We start from the raw sequence: 15,771 nt of genomic DNA on the forward strand, positions 1-15,771 counted from the left end.
ACACCTGTCAGTAACAATGCGGCGGGTGGGACCGAGGGGGGTGAGCGGCGGCGTGGCGGAGCGCGAGCGCCTGGCCCAGGCCGATTCCGGCGAGCGGAACTGGCGCGCCTGGGGCCCCTACCTCGCCGAACGCGCCTGGGGCACGGTCCGGGAGGACTACAGCGAGCACGGCACCGCCTGGGACTACTTCCCGCACGACCACGCGCGGTCGCGGGCGTACCGCTGGAACGACGACGGCATGGCCGGGGTCTGCGACGACCGGCAGACCTTCTGCTTCGCCCTGGCCCTGTGGAACGGCCGGGACCCGATCCTCAAGGAGCGGATGTTCGGTCTCGGCGGCGACGGCGGCAACCACGGCGAGGACGCCAAGGAGTACTGGTGGTACCAGGACTCGACGCCGACCCACTCGTGGATGCGCTGGCGCTACCACTACCCGCAGACCGCGTTCCCGTACGACGAGCTGGTCCGGGTCAACGGGCAGCGCTCGCGGGAGGAGCCGGAGTACGAGCTCATCGACACCGGCGTCTTCGACGACGACCGGTTCTGGGTGGTCACCGTCGACTACGCCAAGGCGGACGTGCACGACATGGGCATCGTCGTCACCGTCGCCAACCGCGGCCCGGAGGAAGCCACCCTGCACGTGCTGCCCACGCTGTGGTTCCGCAACACCTGGTCCTGGGGCGCGGCGAACCGGCCGGTGCCGGTCATCACCGGCAGTGACGGGCGGCTGCACGGCGAGCACCGGACGCTCGGGCACATCACGCTGGACGGCGAGGCGGCCCCGCCCGCGCTGGTCTGCGACAACGAGACCAACGCGCAGCGGCTCTGGGGCCTGCCCGGCACCAGCACGTACCCCAAGGACGGGATCAACGACCACGTCGTCGCGGGCGCCCCGACGGTCAACCCGGCCGGCACGGGCACCAAGGGCGCGCTGCACTACGAGGTGACGCTGGGCCCGGGGGAGTCCCGGCAGATCCGGCTGCGGCTGACCCGTACCGATGAGGCGCCCGGCCCCCCCGACCTCGGTGACGGCCTCACGGCGGTGCTGCGCGACCGGCTCGCGGAGGCCGACGCCTACTTCGCCGAGGTGATCCCGGCCGCCGCCTCCGCCGAGGAGGCCGCGGTGGCCCGGCAGGGCATCGCCGGGCTGATGTGGGGCAAGCAGTTCTACCACTTCGACGTCAAGCAGTGGCTGCACGGCGATCCCGGCTCCGCGCCGCCGCCGCCCGGCCGGCGCTACGGGCGCAACAACGCCTGGTGGCACATGAACAGCTTCGACGTCATCTCCATGCCCGACCCCTGGGAGTACCCCTGGTACGCGGCCTGGGACCTGGCGTTCCACTGCGTCTCGATCGCCCGGGTCGACCCGGGCTTCGCCAAGGCGCAGCTGCTGCTGTTGCTGCGCGAGTGGTACATGCACCCCAACGGGCAGATCCCGGCCTACGAGTGGGCGTTCGGCGACGTCAACCCGCCGGTGCACGCCTGGGCCGCGCTGAACGTCTTCGAGATCGACGGCGGCCGGGACTTCGACTTCCTGGCCCGGGTCATGCACAAGCTGCTGCTGAACTTCACCTGGTGGGTCAACCGCAAGGACGTCGGCGGCAACAACGTCTTCGAGGGCGGCTTCCTCGGGCTGGACAACGTGGGCCCGTTCGACCGGTCCGCGGCGCTGCCGGTGGCCGGCGTGCTGGAGCAGTCCGACGGCACCGGCTGGATGGCCATGTACGCGCTCAACCTGCTCGACATGTCGGTCCGGCTGGCCCTGCACGACCGCACCTACGAGGACATGGCCACCAAGTTCTTCGAGCACTTCGCGTACATCGCCGAGGCGGCGTACCGGCAGGGGCTGTGGGACGACGAGGACTGTTTCTTCTACGACGTGCTGCGCCTGCCCGACGGGCACCGGATGCCGCTCAAGGCCCGGTCCATCGTGGGCCTGCTGCCGCTCGCGGCGACCACCCGGCTGTCCGCCGGCACCCTGAACCGGCTGCCCGAGCTGGCCGCGCGGCTGCGCTGGCTGCTGGCCGGGCAGGCCGAGTACGCCGACGTGATCAGCGCCCGCCGGCTGTCGGCCGACGGCCGCCAGCAGCGGCTGCTGTCCATGGTGGGCCAGGACCAGCTGCTGCGAATCCTGGCCCGGATGCTCGACCCGGAGGAGTTCCTGTCCCCGTACGGGCTCAGGACGCTCTCCCGCGCGCACCTGGAGAAGCCGTTCACGGTGCACCTGGGCGGCTCGGAGTTCACCGTCGGCTACGAGCCCGCGGAGAGCACCAGCGGCCTGTTCGGCGGCAACTCCAACTGGCGCGGCCCGGTCTGGATGCCGGTCAACTACCTGCTCATCGAGGCGCTGCGGGAGTTCGCGGCGTTCTTCGGCGACGACCTGATGGTGGAGTACCCGACCGGCTCGCAGACCAAGATGCCGCTGAGCGCGGTCGCCGACGACCTGTCGCGGCGGCTGGTGTCGCTGTTCGTCCCGGACTCGTGGGGCCGGCGGCCGATCTACGGCGCGCAGGAGGTCTTCCAGAGCCACCCGGACTGGAAGGACCTGGTCTCCTTCCCCGAGTACTTCCACGGCGACAACGGCGCCGGGCTGGGCGCCTGGCACCAGACCGGCTGGACCGCCCTGGTGGTGGACCTGATCCTGACCCTGCACCGATAGGAGCGGCATGGAATTCGGCGTCGGCTACTTCCCCACCCACGACGGGATGCGTCCCGGCGCGGTCGCCCGGCTGGTCGAGGAGCACGGTCAGGACGCGTTGTTCTTCGCCGAGCACACCCACATCCCGGCCAGCCGGCTCAGCCCGTGGGGCGACGGCAGCCGGCAGCTGCCCCGCAAGTACGCCCACACGTACGACCTGTTCGTGGCGCTGACCGCCGCGGCCGAGGCGACCAGCCGGCTGCGCGTGGGCAGCGGCGTCTGCCTGGTCGTCGAGCGCGACCCGATCGTCACCGCCAAGGAGGTCGCCAGCGTCGACCACCTGTCCGGCGGCCGGTTCGAGTTCGGCGTCGGCGCGGGCTGGAACCGCGAGGAGATGGCCAACCACGGCACGGACCCCCGGACCCGGATGGCCCTGCTCACCGAGCGGGTGCAGGCGATGCAGGCGATCTGGACCCAGGACGAGGCGTCCTACGCCGGGAAGTTCGTGACCTTCGACCGGATCTGGTCGTGGCCCAAGCCGGCCCAGCACCCGTGGCCGCCGGTGCTGATCGGCGGCGGCGGCCCGACCGTGCTGGACCGGGTGCTGGCCTGGGCCGACGGCTGGTTCCCGCAGTGGCACGACGAGGACCTGTTCGGCCGCATCGCCGAGTTGCGGTCCCGCGCGGAACGGCCGCTGCAGATCCAGGTGCTCAGCGTGCCGCCGGACCCGAAGGCGCTGGAGCGGCTGGCCGAGGCGGGCGTGCACCGGGCGTCGAGCTGGCTGCCGTCCGGCCCGCGCGGCGTGGTCGAGGCCGGGCTGGCCAAGTGGGAGCAGGCGGTCGCCGACCTCACCGGCCGGTGAGCCACTGAGCCCGGGGAATAGGTACGCGGACTCAGGAGCGCGGCGGCCGGCACGACGAGGATCGAGGCCGTGATCACGTACCCGTGCCCGTCGTGCCGTACCCCGGCCAACCTGACCTCCGGCTGCCCCGGCTGCGGCCGCGGCCCGGACCCGGACGCCGCCGAGGTGATCCGCCTGGACGCGGAGATCCCGGTGCTGACGGCCCGGCGGGCGGCCGCCGATCAGGCCCTGCGGCAGGCCTGGGACGCCCGGAACGCGGCGGTGGCGCGGATCCGCGCCGCGCTGGCGCCCCCGCCGGCGCCGGCCGCGCCCCGGCCCGCGCCCGCGCCCGTGCCCGTCCCCCGCACCAAGGAGGCCTCGACCCGGCTGGTGCAGAACGCGTTATTCCTGCTCGGCGGCCTGCTGCTGGCGGTGGCGGCCATCGTCTTCACGGCCGTGGCGTGGTCGCAGTTCGGCGTCGGCGGCCGGGCGCTGCTGCTGGGCGCGTTCACCGTGGCGGCCCTCGCGGCGCCGCTCGCCGCGCTGCGCCGGGGCCTGACCGCGACGGCGGAGACCTTCGCCGCCGTCGGCCTGCTGCTGGTGCTGCTGGACGGGTACGCCGCCTGGTACGTCAACCTGTTCGGCGTCGCCGACTACTCGCCCCTGGGGTACGCGGGAGCGGTCTGTGCCGTGACGGCCGCGGTGGCCGCCGGCTACGAGCACGTGACCGGGCTGGTCGGCCCCCGGTTCGTGGCGCTGGTCGTGGCCCAGCCGGTGCTGCCGCTGCTGGTGGCGCCGGTCCACCCGGAACCGACCGGGTGGGCGTACACGCTGGCGGCGGTGGCCCTGCTGAACCTGGCGGTGGTGCAGTTGCGCCGCTCCGCGCTCAGCGCGCTGGGGGTCACGGCGTACGTGCTCGGTGGCGCCGCCTCGGTCCTGGCCGCGCTGGCCGCCCTCCCCGATCTGTTCCTGCGCTTCGCGCCCGGCGACGTCGCCCTGGCGGCCGGCGCGCTGATCGTGGCGGCCGCGGTGCCGGTGGTCGCGGCCGTGCTGGCCCGGGCGCCGCTCGCCCAGTCGGTCACCGGCGGGCTGTCCGTCGTGGCGCTGGCCGTCGCGGCCGGCCGCTGCGCCGGCGTCGTCGCGGGCAGCTTCGCCGCCCCGGTGCTGGTGGCCGCGTCGGTCACGGCCGTGGCGGTGCTGGTCGCGGTGGTGCGCCGCCGGCTGCCCGAGCCGGTACGTTTCGGGCCGTGGCTCGGCGCGCTGGTCGTGGTGGCCGGCACCGGTACCGCAGTCGTGGGCGGGACCGTCGCCACCGCGGTGACCGGCCGGGGCGACTGGCGGCTGCCGGCCGTGATCGTGCTGGTCACCGCCGCCCTGGCCGTGCTGGTGTCGCGGCGGGTGCAGCCGCACGTGGTCCTGGGCGGGTTCGCGCTGGTGGCGGTCGCGGCCCCGGCGGCGTTCGGCCTGCCCTGGTGGACCGGCCCCGGGCTGGAGCTGCTGGTGGTGGCGGCCGCACTCGCCCTGGCGCTGCGGGGCGCCCCGCCGTGGCCGGCCGCGGTGGCTGCCGGGCTGACCACGCACGCGGTGGCCGTCGCCTTCGACCGGCCGTGGGTCGCCTGCGCGACCCTGACCACGGTGGCCGTCATCGGTCTCACGACCGCCTTCGTGGCGCGGGCGATGCCGACACCGGCGCGGCTGGTCGGGGGAGTGGCGCTGACCGCCGGGCTGCTGGCCGTGCCCGCGGCCGCCTGGAGCGGGACCGCGGCCCTGTCGCTGCCCGCACCGTGGCAGACCCGGATCGTGCTGGCGGCCGCGGCGCTGCTGGCCGGCGCCGTGCGGCTGCCCCTTGGCGGCTACCGGCCGTTCGCGCTGACCGCCGCCCTGCTGGGTGTCGTGTCGGCGCCGGCCTGGGCGTTCGCCTCCGGGGACTCCCCGGCGATCTACGCAGCCGGGGCGCTGCTGCTGGTCGCCCTGACCTTCGTGCGGACGATCGTGACGGCTCTCGCCGCCGGGCCGCTGGTCGCCACGCTGCTGGTGACCACCGGGCCGAGCCTGGCCGGGGTGCTGCTGCGCCCGTACGAGTGGCTGGGGCGGATCTGGTCCGGGTCGCCGGCGGGCACCGGCGCCGGCCCGGTGGCCACCGCCGACGTGGTGGCGCTGGGGGTGCTCGCGGTGGCGGTGGGGATCGCCGCGCACGCCGCGTCCGGCCGGGGCCGGGCCCTCTGGGCCGTCGCGCCGGTGCTGGCGGTGCTCGCGCCGATGGGCTTCGCCGCCGGGGGCGTGCCGTGGCCCGGCGTACCGGCGGAGAGCCTGATCATCGGGCTGGCCGGGCTGCTGGCCGTGGCGCTGCTGCGCCCGGGGGCGCCGGCGGCGCCGCTGGCGCTGGTCTGCGGTGCCCTGACCGGCGCCGGGCTCGCCGGGGCGCTGGCCACCCGGGGCGCGACGCTCGCCGCGCTGGGGCTGACCCTGGTCGCCGGCGCGGTGGCCGGCGTCGCCGGCCGGGCGCTCGCCGCGCGGCTGGCCGGGTGGCTGACCGGCGCCGGCGCAGCGCTCGCGTTGGCCTGGACGGCCGGCCGGGCGGCCGCGCTGTCCCCGCAGACCAGCGCCTTCGTCGTGCTCGGGGCGGCCGCCGCCGTCCTGGCCGTGGGGACGGTGCTGTCGACGCGCCGCGCGGTCGAGGGACGGACCGTGCAGGTGGCGGCGCACGCCGGCGCTGTGGTCGCACTGCTGCTGGCGGCCGGGTCGATCCGGCACGCCGCCGCGGTGTGCACGTTCTGGGGGCTGGCGCTGGGCGTCCGGGCGCTGCGGCCCGGCGAGGCGGCGGTGGTCCGGCGCGGACACGTGCTGGCCGCCGCGGTGGCGGAGCTGGGCGGCTGGTGGTTGCTGATCGCCGCCGAACGGGTGGCCACGGTCGAGGCGTACACGCTGCCCGCGGCCGGGGTGGCGGTGCTGGCCGGGTGGCTGGCGCGGCGTACCCGGCCGGGGCTGTCGAGCTGGGTGACGTACGGGCCGGCGCTGGGCGCGGCGCTGCTGCCGACGCTGGCGACGGTGCTGGCCGAGGAGGGCCAGCCGGTGCGCCGGCTGCTGCTCGGTCTGGGCGCGCTGGCGGTGCTGGTGGCCGGGGCGTACGGCCGGCTGCGGGCCCCGGTCGTCGCGGGCGGCGCGGTGCTCGCCGCGGTCGCCCTGCACGAGGTGGTGCTGGTCTGGGACCTGCTGCCGCGCTGGATCCCGCTGGCCGCCGCGGGCCTGCTGCTGGTCGGCCTGGCCATGACGCTGGAACGCCGCCGCCGCGACCTGGCGCGGTTCCGCGCCGCCCTGACCCGGATGCACTGAGCGGTCCTGGGTGGGCCGGTTCCGGACCCGGCGCCTTCAGACCCGCCGCCGGCGTCGGTGCCGGCGGCGCGGCGGCCGGCCGGGTGGCGGCCCCTCCTCCAGCGCGGCGGGGCCGCGGTCCCCGTAGCGCAGGAGTCTCACCACCTCGCGCGCGTCCTCGCGCCGGCGTTCATCCGGGTGCAGCACGGCGAACGTGCCCGCCAGCAACAGACACCAGTGCTTGACGATGAGCCAGATCGCGACGACGGGTACCGCGACATACGGCGACGTCTCCATCAGTTCCAGCAGCCAGACGGGCATGAGTTGACTCCCTGTGCCGGGGAGCGCAGCCGTCAGACAGGCGTCGGCTCCCGGATGACCATGTGGGGCGAGGTCGTCCGGGCAGGGTTGGGCCCGCGCGTGCGATGTTGATCAACGGTGTGGCTGTGGGTGACCGCCTCGGGCGTCTCGGTATGACACCGGCGCTGGCGGTGGAGCAGTTGCCGCAGGACCGAGACCGCGGCGCGGATCAGCCGGCGCCACAGCGAGGCGAAGGTGAGCGGTTCCGACGCGCGCTGCAGCTGCCGGTTGAGGCGGGCGGCGGCTCGCTGCAGCAGGCGCCGCGCCCCGCCCGGTGCTTCCGGCGGTGCCGGACGGACGACGTCGACGTCCTGCACCCCGGCTTGCCGCTCGATCGCCGAGAGCGGATGCAGGACCGAGCCGGTCCCGGATGCGCGGAGAACGCTGAAGGATCTGTCCGGGGCGTACCGCTTGCCGGAGTCGTCCGCGAGGAATCGGTGGCCCTGCGGATCCGTCCGGACGGCGAATCGCGAGGTGCCGATCCACAGGTCCGGGCCCGTATCGATCCGGGTGAGAAGCCTGTAGAAGGAGTCCATCAGGCTGACCGCGCTGCTCCCGCGGCCGCGTCCCGCGGAGCTCTGCAGCAGGACGATGGGTGCTTCAGCGAGGGGGAGGAAGAACGCCGGGTCGACGCCCTTGAAGGCTCGGGCGATGTCGGCGATGTCGGCCAGGGTCAGGAACGGACGGGTCGGCACCCCCGGCGCGGCGACCGCCGGGCCGGCAGGCTGCGGGTGGCCGGTCTCCACGAGGTCAGGCTAATCGATGCGCGCGATGATCGCTGCGGCCTGTCGCCGAGGTGGCCCCCGACGGGGTGGCGGGGCTCCGGTACGGTGCCCCGCATGGGCGCGATCAAGCCGTGGCATCTGGTGGTCTGTCTCCTCGTCGTGGCGGTGATCGCCGGCGCGCTCGTCGCCCTGCTCACCGCCGGCCGGCGCCGCCGGTAACGCCGGGGGTCAGCGCGTCCGCCGGCCGGTCCACAGCAGGTACTCCCAGTCCATGACCCCGTTGCCGCGGTCGTGGCGGCGGGCCAGATCCTCGAGGTCGCGGTCGAGGGCGGCCACCCGGTCGGCATCGCCGGCGAGGTTGCGGTACGCGGCGACGGTGGGGCCGTACCGCGCCTTGAAGAAGTCGCGGAACTGCGCGCCGTCGGCGAACCGGTCGATCACCGCGGCGCCCACCGTCGCGCTGACCTCGGCGACCCGGTCGCCGAAGAGGTCCCGGACGTGTCCGGCGTCGCCCCACAGCGGCGGCGGCTGCACGCCCGGCGGCGGCGCCGGGGTGTACGCCTTCATCAGGGCGAAGAGCTGACCGATGAAGCCCCGCGGCGTCCAGTTGATCAGGCCGATGACGCCGCCCGGCCGGCACACCCGCACCAGCTCGTCGGCGGCGGCCCGGTGGTGCGGGGCGAACATCACCCCGACGCACGACAGCACGGCGTCGAACGAGCCGGCGGGGAACGGCAGCGCCTCCGCGTCGCCCTCCCGCCAGTCGACCCGGGCGCCGGGCCCGGCGGCCAGGGCGCGTCCCGCCTCCAGCAGCTCCGGTGTCAGGTCGCAGGCCACCACCTCGGCGCCGGCCAGCGCGGCCGGGATCGCCGCGTTCCCGGCGCCGGCCGCCACGTCCAGCACCCGGTCTCCCGGCCCGGGCGCGCAGGCCGCGACCAGCGTCGCGCCCAGGTGGGGGATCACCTCGGTGGCGACGCTGGGGTAGTCGCCGAGGGCCCACATCGCCCGGTGGCGGGCCTTGAGCGCCCGATCGGCCTCCATCGTGTCCGGCTGTACGGTCATCTGCCGCTCCCTTCCGTCGGTGGTGACGGTAGGGATCGGCGGGACACCCGCTCCAGTACACGATCTGTACTGCCGCCGGCCGGGCCGGCGGGCCTACGCTGCTGCTCATGAGCGCCTCGTACCACCAGTTCTGTCCCGTGGCCAAGGCCATGGAGCTGCTCGACGAGCGCTGGACCCTGCTCATCGTCCGCGAGCTGGTGTCCGGCAGCTGCCGGTTCAACGACCTGCGCCGGGGCCTGCCCCGGATGTCGCCGACCCTGCTGTCCAAGCGGCTGCAGCAGCTGGCCGCGGCCGGTGTCGTGGAGCGCCGGCCCGGCGACGGCGAGGTGCGGTACGGGCTGACCCCGGCCGGACAGGAGCTGCGGCCGATCGTCGAGGCGGTCGGCGCCTGGGGGATCCGCTGGATCGGCGAGATCGGCGACGCCGACCTCGACCCGAAGCTGCTGCTCTGGGACATGCGCCGCAACATCGACCACGCGGCCGTGCCGCCGGGACGGACCGTGGTCGCGGTGACCTTCCCCGACGTCCGGGCCCCGCATCCGCGCGCGTGGTGGCTGGTGATCGCCGGCGGGGAGGCGGACGTGTGCGACGAGGACCCGGGCCACGAGGTGACGGTGAGCCTGACCGCGGAGCTGCGCGCGCTGGTCCAGGTCTGGCGCGGCGACCGGAGCTGGACCGAGACGTTGCGCTCCGGCCAGCTGCGGGTGCACGGGCCCGAGGCGGTACGCCGGACGCTGCCGGGCTGGTTCACGCTGTCGGTGTTCGCGTCGGTGCCCCGGCCGCCGGCGTCGGTGTCCGCCTGAGCGGGTCGCTCCGGTCAGGCGGTGTGGACGATGGCCTCCGCGACGCGGCGCAGCTCGCCCTGGTCCGGGGCGAAGCCCGCGGCGATGTCCGGGTGCAGGCCCGCGCGGGTCTGCTCCAGCAGCTTCACGGTGACCGTGTCGACCGGCTCGCCGGCGTACTCGTGGGTGACCTTGTCCGCCGCCGCCTGCAGGGCCGAGGTGAGCTGGTCCTCCAGCGGTCCCTGCAGCTTCTCCTCCACCTGGTTGAGCGATGCGGTGTCCAGAGTGATGTGCGGCTCGACCATGGGGGCTCCTCGTTGTACCGGTGACGGCGCGACGCTGTTACCCAACCACGTCGCGCCGGCAAACCCGGTACGTCAGGAGCGGCCGCGCTTGAGTTCGAAGAACGTGTCGCTGCGGGCGAGCGGCACCACCGCGTCCCAGAGGGCCAGCGCCTCCTCGCGCGCCGGGACCTCGTCGATGATCGGACCGTGCACGCCCCGCCGCGCGCCGTCGACCAGCAGCACCGGGGAGCCGATGTCCGGGCCGGCCGAGGCGAACGCCAGCTCGTGGGACTCCCGGACCGAGGAGTCCCAGGACTCGTCGTCGAGCACGGTCTTGGGGTCCGCGACGCCCGCCGCCTCGGCGGCCGCCACCACGATCTCGTCGGAGAGCGGCACGCCCGCCTCGAAGGTGCGGTTGCCGAGCTCGGTGTAGAAGGTGCCGATGGCCTCGTCGCGGTGGTCGGCCCGCAGCGCCTCGACCAGGCGCAGCGCCCGGGCGGAGGCGGCCATCATGGGCTTGTACTGCTCCGGGACGTCGTCGCCGTTGAGGATGGACAGGCTGAACGCCCGCCAGCGCAGGGTGACGTCGCGCTGCGGGGCCACGCCGACCAGCCAGCGCGAGGTGCGCCAGGTGAACGGGCAGGCCGGGTCGAAGAAGTAGGTAGCCTCCATGGCGTCGATCCTAGGCGCGTTCACAGCGCCCGGCTGCGCTGGTCGACGCCGAGGGGCCCGTACGGGTAGTCCGGCGCGGCCAGCTCGCTGGCCCGGTCCAGCGCCGCGGTCTCGGCCGGGTCCAGGTGCAGGTCGGCGGCCCGCAGGTTGGTCTCGAGCTGCTCGACCGTGCGCGCCCCGAGGATGGTCGAGGTCACCCCGGGCCGGTCGGTGACCCAGGCCAGCGCCACCTCGGCCATCGACACGCCCCGGGCCTCGGCAACGGACTGCGCCGCGTCGATGATCGCCCAGGTGCGGTCGGTGCCGCGCCGCTCCCACGCCTCCATGCCGCGGTCCGGGTCCTCGCCCAGCCGGGTCGCCCCGGTCGGCCGCTGGTCGCGGCGGTACTTGCCGCTGAGCCAGCCGCCGCCCAGCGGGCTCCACGGCAGCAGGCCCAGGCCGGCGTCGAGCGCGGCCGGCACGATCTCCCACTCGATCTCGCGGACCAGCAGGCTGTACTGCGGTTGCAGGGTGACCGGGGCGGCCAGGCCGAGCTCGCGGGCCAGGTACGCCGCCTTGGTGAGCTGCCAGCCGGTGAAGTTGGAGAAGCCGTAGTAGCGGATCTTGCCCTGGCGGACGAAGCCGTCCAGGGTGCGCAGGGTCTCCTCGAGCGGCGTCACCGGGTCCCAGGCGTGCGCCTGGTAGAGGTCGACGCTGTCCAGGCCGAGCCGCTGCAGCGACGCGTCCAGCGCCCGGGTGAGGTGCCGGGTGGACAGGCCGAGGTCGTTGCGGTCGGAGCCCATCGGGAAGCGGCCCTTGGTGGCCAGCACGATGGGCTCGGTCACCGCGGCGTCGCGGGAGGCGAACCAGCGGCCGATGATGCGTTCCGATTCGCCGGCGGAATAGACGTCGGCGGTGTCCACGAGGGTGCCGCCGGCCTCCGCGAAGCGGTCCAGCTGGGCGTGCGACACCTCCTCGTCCGATTCGGCGCCGAAGGTCATGGTGCCCAGGCAGAGACGGGAGACGGCGCAGCCACTGCGCCCGAGGGTGCGGTATTCCATACCGGCAACCTACGTCGCCGCGGGCAGGTCCACCCGGAAGCGGGCGCCGGCCGGGCTCTCGACGTACTCCGGCCGGCGCCCTCGGCCGGCTGATCGGCGCGGGCGGCATCCTCAAGACGGCGTTCGCGCGACCGATTGCCCGGATGTGTCCTCTCTCCCCACCTCCGGGTGCCGCCGCGCAGTCTCCGAGCTGCCGCCCGCACCGACCCGCCGTGCCGCCAGTGGGCGGCACCGATGACCCTCGAACCGGCCGCCACCGAGATCCTGGAGCGCCGGCTGCCCGGCAAGCTCTACGGCCGGACGGCCACCGAGATCACCGGTCCGTTGCAGCCGGGCACGGAGACCGTCCGCTACCGGCGGGTGCTCGGCCGCGGCCAGCACCGGCTGATGCTGGGGGTGGCCTCGCTGCACATCGCCCTGGCCGCCGCCCTGGTGGTCTACCTGCTGCTGCCGGGCAACCTGCCGCGCTTCCAGCCGGGGCACCCGGTCGGCAACACCGTCATGGTCGTCGGGCTGTTCCTGATGATCGGGCTGCAGCTGATCGTCGGCCTGCGCACCTGGGTGCTGGCGTACTTCGCCGCCCGGGCCTGCGACCCGGTGCCGATCCCGGCACCGCCGGGCCTGCGGGTGGCCGTGCTGACCACGATCGTGCCCGGCAAGGAGCCGGTCGACCTGGTGCTGACCACGCTGCGCGCGATGAAACGGGTACGCCACGACGGCCCCGTCGACGTCTGGCTGCTCGACGAGGGTGACGACGAGGACGTCCGCCGCCGGTGCGAGGAGATCGGCGTACGCCACTTCAGCCGCAAGGGCCACCCGGAGTGGAACCAGCCCAGCGGCGAGTTCAAGGCGCGGACCAAGCACGGCAACCACAACGCCTGGCGGGCCGCGCACGAGGCCGACTACGACGTGGTGGCCCAGATGGACCCCGACCACGTGCCGTACCCGAACTTCCTGGAGCGCACCCTCGGCTACTTCGCCGACCCGGACACCGCCTTCGTGGTGGCGCCGCAGGTGTACGCGAACCTCAGCGAGTCGTTCGTCGCCCGGGGCGCGGCCGAGCTGGCGTACATCTTCCACGGGATCATGCAGCGCGGCGGCAACGGCCGGGGCGCGCCGCTGCTGATCGGCACCAACCACCTGTACCGGCCGGCCGCGTTCCGGCAGATCGGCGGCTACCAGGACTGCATCATCGAGGACCACCTCACCTCGATGGTCGTCTACGGCGCGGCCAACCCGGTCTCCGGCAACCGGTGGCGGGGCGTCTACACCCCGGACATCCTGGCGGTGGGCGAGGGCCCGGCGACGTACTCGGACTTCTTCAGCCAGCAGAAGCGGTGGGCGTACGGCATCTGGGAGATCGCCCGGCAGCACTCGCCGCGGCTGCTGCCGAAGCTGAGCGCCGGGCAGCGGTGGTCGTTCTTCGCCCTGCAGTCGCACTACCCGACCACCGCCCTGTCCTGGGTCACCGGCGTCGCGCTCAGCGCGATCTACCTGGTCGGCGGGGTCACCGTGACCCGGCTGCCGGCGCTGGTCTGGGGCGTGCTGTTCGTCGCCAACATCGTCGTCGGCATGACGTTCTTCCAGTTCACCCAGCGGTTCAACCTGGTCGAGCACGAACGCCGCTCGTGGGGCCTGGCCGGGATGGCGCTGGAGCTGATCACCGCGCCGGTCTACGTGGCCGCGGCCGCGGCGCAGCTGGCCGGCCGGCCGCTGGCCTACGTCGTCACGGCCAAGGGCGCCGCCGCCACCGGCGACACCTGGCGCACCTTCCGGCCGCACCTGGGCTGGGCCGGCCTGGCCGCGGCCTGCCTGGTCACCGGGCAGCTGCTGCACCACGACTACCCGTCGCTGTACGTGTGGGCGGGCCTCACCCTGCTGATCTCGGTGGCGCCGATGGCGCACCTGCTCACCGTGGCCGCCGCGGGGTCGCTGTCCCGGCTGGTGTCGCGGGTGCCGCGGTCGTTCTCGGTCACCGCGCAGCGGCGGATCGGCGAGCGGCTGGTCGCGCAGGGGCTGCTGTCCGTGCAGGAGCTGGAACAACTGCTCGACCTGCAGGCCACCTCGGACCTGGCGTGGCAGCGGCTCGGCGACCTGGCCGTGCAACAGGGCTACGTCGACGCGCACCAGCTCGCGGCGGCCACCGGCCGCTGACGTGGGTCGGTGGTCCAAGCGGAGGCTCTCGATCCGCTTGAACCACCGACATCACTATCGCTACCCCAGCGGAGCGGGACTAACCACCCGGGTCAGAAGTGGTGGAAGAAGTTCGGTGAGGACGGTGACGCCGTCCGCGCTGAGCACCGATTCCGGGTGGAACTGCACACCGGCGAAACCCTCGCCGCGCAGGGCGTGCACGCTCCCGTCGCCCTCGTCGCGCGCCAGCAGGACCTCGCCGTACGCGGTGGTGAGCCGGTCGTGGTCGCTCAGCGCCGTGAAGCTCGAGTAGAAGCCGACCCGCCGGACCGCGCCGAACAGCGGGACGTCGCGGGCCACCCCCTGGTACGGGGTGTCCCGGCGGTGCAGGCGCAACCCCAGAACGGCCGAGAGCACCTGATGGCCCAGGCACACCGCCAGCATCGGCTGCCGCGCCGCCAGCAGCCCGGCCACCAGCGCGCGGGCCCGGACCATCTTGGGCTCGGCCGAGGCCGGGTCGCCGGGGCCGGGGCCGACGACCACCAGGTCGGCCTCCGGCACGGCGGGCGTCGTCCACGGCACCACCCGCACCCGCAGGCCCAGCGCCTTGAGCTGGTGGGCCAGCATCGCGGTGAAGGTGTCCTCGTGGTCCACGATCACCGCCGTCCGCGCGTCCAGCGCGGGCACGGTCAGCGCGCCGGGGCGGCGCTGGTCCAGCCAGAACCGGGCCAGGCCGTCGTTGCGGGCGGCCAGCGCGGCCCGGATCGCCGGGTCGTCGCCGGGCGGGCGGACCGCCGGGGGCCGCAGCGCCGTGGCGCCCAGCGCGGCCAGCACGCCCGCCGCCTTGGTGTGCGTCTCGGCGACCTCGCCGGCCGGGGTGGAGTGCCGCACCAGCGTCGCGCCGACCGGCACCCGCAGCCGGCCGGCCGGGGAGATCTCCGCGGTCCGGATCAGGATCGGCGCGTCCAGGGTCTGCCGGCCCTGGTCGTCGTGGCCGAGCAGGGCCAGCACGCCGGCGTAGTAGCCGCGGCCGCGGCGCTCGTGGCGGGCGATGACCCGGCACGCGTTCTCCACCGGGCTGCCGGTGACGGTCGGGGCGAACATGGTGGCCCGCAGCACCTCGCGCACGTCCAGGGAGCCGTGGCCGGCCAGCAGGTACTCGGTGTGGGTCAGGTGGGCCATCCGCTTGAGGTAGGGCCCGACGACCTGCCCGCCGTGCTCGGCCACCGCGGCCATCATCTTGAGCTCCTCGTCGAGCACCATGTAGAGCTCGTCGCGCTCCTTGTCGTCGGCCAGGAAGTCGGCCAGCGAGCGCTCGCCGTCGTGCCGGAACGTGCCGCTGATCGGGTTCATCATGGTGAGCCCGTCGGCCACGCTGACGTGCCGTTCCGGGGTGGCGCCGACCAGCGTGCGGGTGCCGGTGTGGATCAGGAACGTCCAGTACGCGCCCTGTTCTGCGGTGAGCAGCTCGCGGAACGCCGACCGGGCGGCGGCCAGCGGGTCGCCGTCCACGGTGGCCGTGAAGACCCGGTGGATCACGAAGTTGGCGCCCTCGCCCCGGCCGATCTCGTCGCGCAGCACCTCGGCCACGATCTCGCCGTACGTCTCGTCGGAGAGGTCGAAGCCGCCGTCGCGCAGCGCGACCGGGGTCTCGGGCAGCTCGGCCAGGAGCTCGGCGAGCGGCTTGGTGTCGTGCGCGGCGATCCGCAGGCACTCCAGCGGCGCGCCGTCGTCGACGCAGGCGAAGCCCCGCTCGGCGATCTGCCGGTACGGGACCAGGGCGAGGGTCTGCGGCCCGCTCCGGCCCGGGCTGAGCGGGATGTCGGCGAGCGCGGCCACGGTGACGACGTCGCCGGTCAGGACGTCGACGTGGTCGGCGCCGTCGCGGTGCAGCAGGGCGAAGGGTTCCATCGGTTCCTCGT

At 74.6% G+C, this 15,771-nt stretch carries 12 protein-coding genes; 5 read left to right on the plus strand and 7 right to left on the minus strand.

Features of this window, described 5'->3' with window-relative positions:
* Positions 1 to 25 precede the first annotated feature (25 nt).
* From Ani05nite_RS01645 to Ani05nite_RS01655, 3 genes are all read left to right on the plus strand, one after another.
* Positions 26 to 2,659, plus strand: coding sequence for an MGH1-like glycoside hydrolase domain-containing protein (locus tag Ani05nite_RS01645; protein WP_239129092.1), 2,634 nt, complete (start codon positions 26 to 28; stop codon positions 2,657 to 2,659).
* Positions 2,660 to 2,666: 7 nt separating this feature from the next.
* On the plus strand, positions 2,667 to 3,500 hold the full coding sequence (locus tag Ani05nite_RS01650; protein ID WP_203763436.1) for an LLM class F420-dependent oxidoreductase: 834 nt from the start codon (positions 2,667 to 2,669) through the stop codon (positions 3,498 to 3,500).
* Positions 3,501 to 3,569: 69 nt separating this feature from the next.
* Positions 3,570 to 6,812 (plus strand): SCO7613 C-terminal domain-containing membrane protein, encoded by a 3,243-nt coding sequence (locus Ani05nite_RS01655; protein WP_203763451.1) that lies wholly within the window; start codon positions 3,570 to 3,572, stop codon positions 6,810 to 6,812.
* A gap of 36 nt (positions 6,813 to 6,848) precedes the next feature.
* Here Ani05nite_RS01655 and Ani05nite_RS01660 read toward each other — a convergent pair whose 3' ends face one another.
* From Ani05nite_RS01660 to Ani05nite_RS01670, 3 genes are all read right to left on the minus strand, one after another.
* The gene (locus tag Ani05nite_RS01660) at positions 6,849 to 7,112 is read right to left on the minus strand and encodes a hypothetical protein (RefSeq protein WP_203763454.1); all 264 of its coding nucleotides are present in this window, start codon (positions 7,110 to 7,112) and stop codon (positions 6,849 to 6,851) included.
* Between the two features lie 32 nt (positions 7,113 to 7,144).
* Positions 7,145 to 7,897, minus strand: a complete 753-nt coding sequence (locus Ani05nite_RS01665; RefSeq protein ID WP_203763457.1) for a hypothetical protein — start codon at positions 7,895 to 7,897, stop codon at positions 7,145 to 7,147.
* 207 nt (positions 7,898 to 8,104) lie between these two features.
* On the minus strand, positions 8,105 to 8,938 hold the full coding sequence (locus tag Ani05nite_RS01670; protein ID WP_239129094.1) for a class I SAM-dependent methyltransferase: 834 nt from the start codon (positions 8,936 to 8,938) through the stop codon (positions 8,105 to 8,107).
* Positions 8,939 to 9,045: 107 nt separating this feature from the next.
* Here Ani05nite_RS01670 and Ani05nite_RS01675 point away from each other — a divergent pair, with 107 nt between their 5' ends.
* On the plus strand, positions 9,046 to 9,741 hold the full coding sequence (locus tag Ani05nite_RS01675; RefSeq protein WP_203763460.1) for a winged helix-turn-helix transcriptional regulator: 696 nt from the start codon (positions 9,046 to 9,048) through the stop codon (positions 9,739 to 9,741).
* Positions 9,742 to 9,755: 14 nt separating this feature from the next.
* Here the strand turns inward: Ani05nite_RS01675 and Ani05nite_RS01680 are convergent, their stop codons facing one another.
* From Ani05nite_RS01680 to Ani05nite_RS01690, 3 genes are all read right to left on the minus strand, one after another.
* Complete coding sequence (locus tag Ani05nite_RS01680) at positions 9,756 to 10,025, minus strand: hypothetical protein (protein WP_203763463.1); 270 nt, start codon at positions 10,023 to 10,025, stop codon at positions 9,756 to 9,758.
* Between the two features lie 72 nt (positions 10,026 to 10,097).
* Positions 10,098 to 10,676, minus strand: coding sequence for a DsbA family protein (locus Ani05nite_RS01685; protein WP_203763480.1), 579 nt, complete (start codon positions 10,674 to 10,676; stop codon positions 10,098 to 10,100).
* A 20-nt stretch (positions 10,677 to 10,696) separates the two neighbouring features.
* Positions 10,697 to 11,716 (minus strand): aldo/keto reductase, encoded by a 1,020-nt coding sequence (locus tag Ani05nite_RS01690; RefSeq protein WP_203763483.1) that lies wholly within the window; start codon positions 11,714 to 11,716, stop codon positions 10,697 to 10,699.
* A gap of 234 nt (positions 11,717 to 11,950) precedes the next feature.
* Here Ani05nite_RS01690 and Ani05nite_RS01695 point away from each other — a divergent pair, with 234 nt between their 5' ends.
* Entirely contained in the window at positions 11,951 to 13,870 is a 1,920-nt protein-coding gene (locus Ani05nite_RS01695) for a glycosyltransferase family 2 protein (RefSeq protein WP_239129097.1), read from the plus strand.
* Positions 13,871 to 13,930: 60 nt separating this feature from the next.
* Here the strand turns inward: Ani05nite_RS01695 and Ani05nite_RS01700 are convergent, their stop codons facing one another.
* Positions 13,931 to 15,760 (minus strand): anthranilate synthase family protein, encoded by a 1,830-nt coding sequence (locus Ani05nite_RS01700; RefSeq protein ID WP_203763486.1) that lies wholly within the window; start codon positions 15,758 to 15,760, stop codon positions 13,931 to 13,933.
* Positions 15,761 to 15,771: the final 11 nt, after the last annotated feature.

The organism is Actinoplanes nipponensis (assembly GCF_016862275.1).
In the GTDB taxonomy this organism is placed as follows: Bacteria; Actinomycetota; Actinomycetes; order Mycobacteriales; family Micromonosporaceae; genus Actinoplanes; species Actinoplanes nipponensis.

What these genes read in the sequence shown, in the direction of transcription:
- Ani05nite_RS01690 (WP_203763483.1), bottom strand. Translation starts at nt 11,716, where the DNA reads ATGGAATACCGCACCCTCGGGCGCAGTGGCTGCGCCGTCTCCCGTCTC.
- Ani05nite_RS01680 (WP_203763463.1), bottom strand. Translation starts at nt 10,025, where the DNA reads ATGGTCGAGCCGCACATCACTCTGGACACCGCATCGCTCAACCAGGTG.
- Ani05nite_RS01650 (WP_203763436.1), top strand. Translation starts at nt 2,667, where the DNA reads ATGGAATTCGGCGTCGGCTACTTCCCCACCCACGACGGGATGCGTCCC.
- Ani05nite_RS01685 (WP_203763480.1), bottom strand. Translation starts at nt 10,676, where the DNA reads ATGGAGGCTACCTACTTCTTCGACCCGGCCTGCCCGTTCACCTGGCGC.
- Ani05nite_RS01695 (WP_239129097.1), top strand. Translation starts at nt 11,951, where the DNA reads ATGACCCTCGAACCGGCCGCCACCGAGATCCTGGAGCGCCGGCTGCCC.
- Ani05nite_RS01670 (WP_239129094.1), bottom strand. Translation starts at nt 8,938, where the DNA reads ATGACCGTACAGCCGGACACGATGGAGGCCGATCGGGCGCTCAAGGCC.
- Ani05nite_RS01675 (WP_203763460.1), top strand. Translation starts at nt 9,046, where the DNA reads ATGAGCGCCTCGTACCACCAGTTCTGTCCCGTGGCCAAGGCCATGGAG.
- Ani05nite_RS01660 (WP_203763454.1), bottom strand. Translation starts at nt 7,112, where the DNA reads ATGCCCGTCTGGCTGCTGGAACTGATGGAGACGTCGCCGTATGTCGCG.
- Ani05nite_RS01700 (WP_203763486.1), bottom strand. Translation starts at nt 15,760, where the DNA reads ATGGAACCCTTCGCCCTGCTGCACCGCGACGGCGCCGACCACGTCGAC.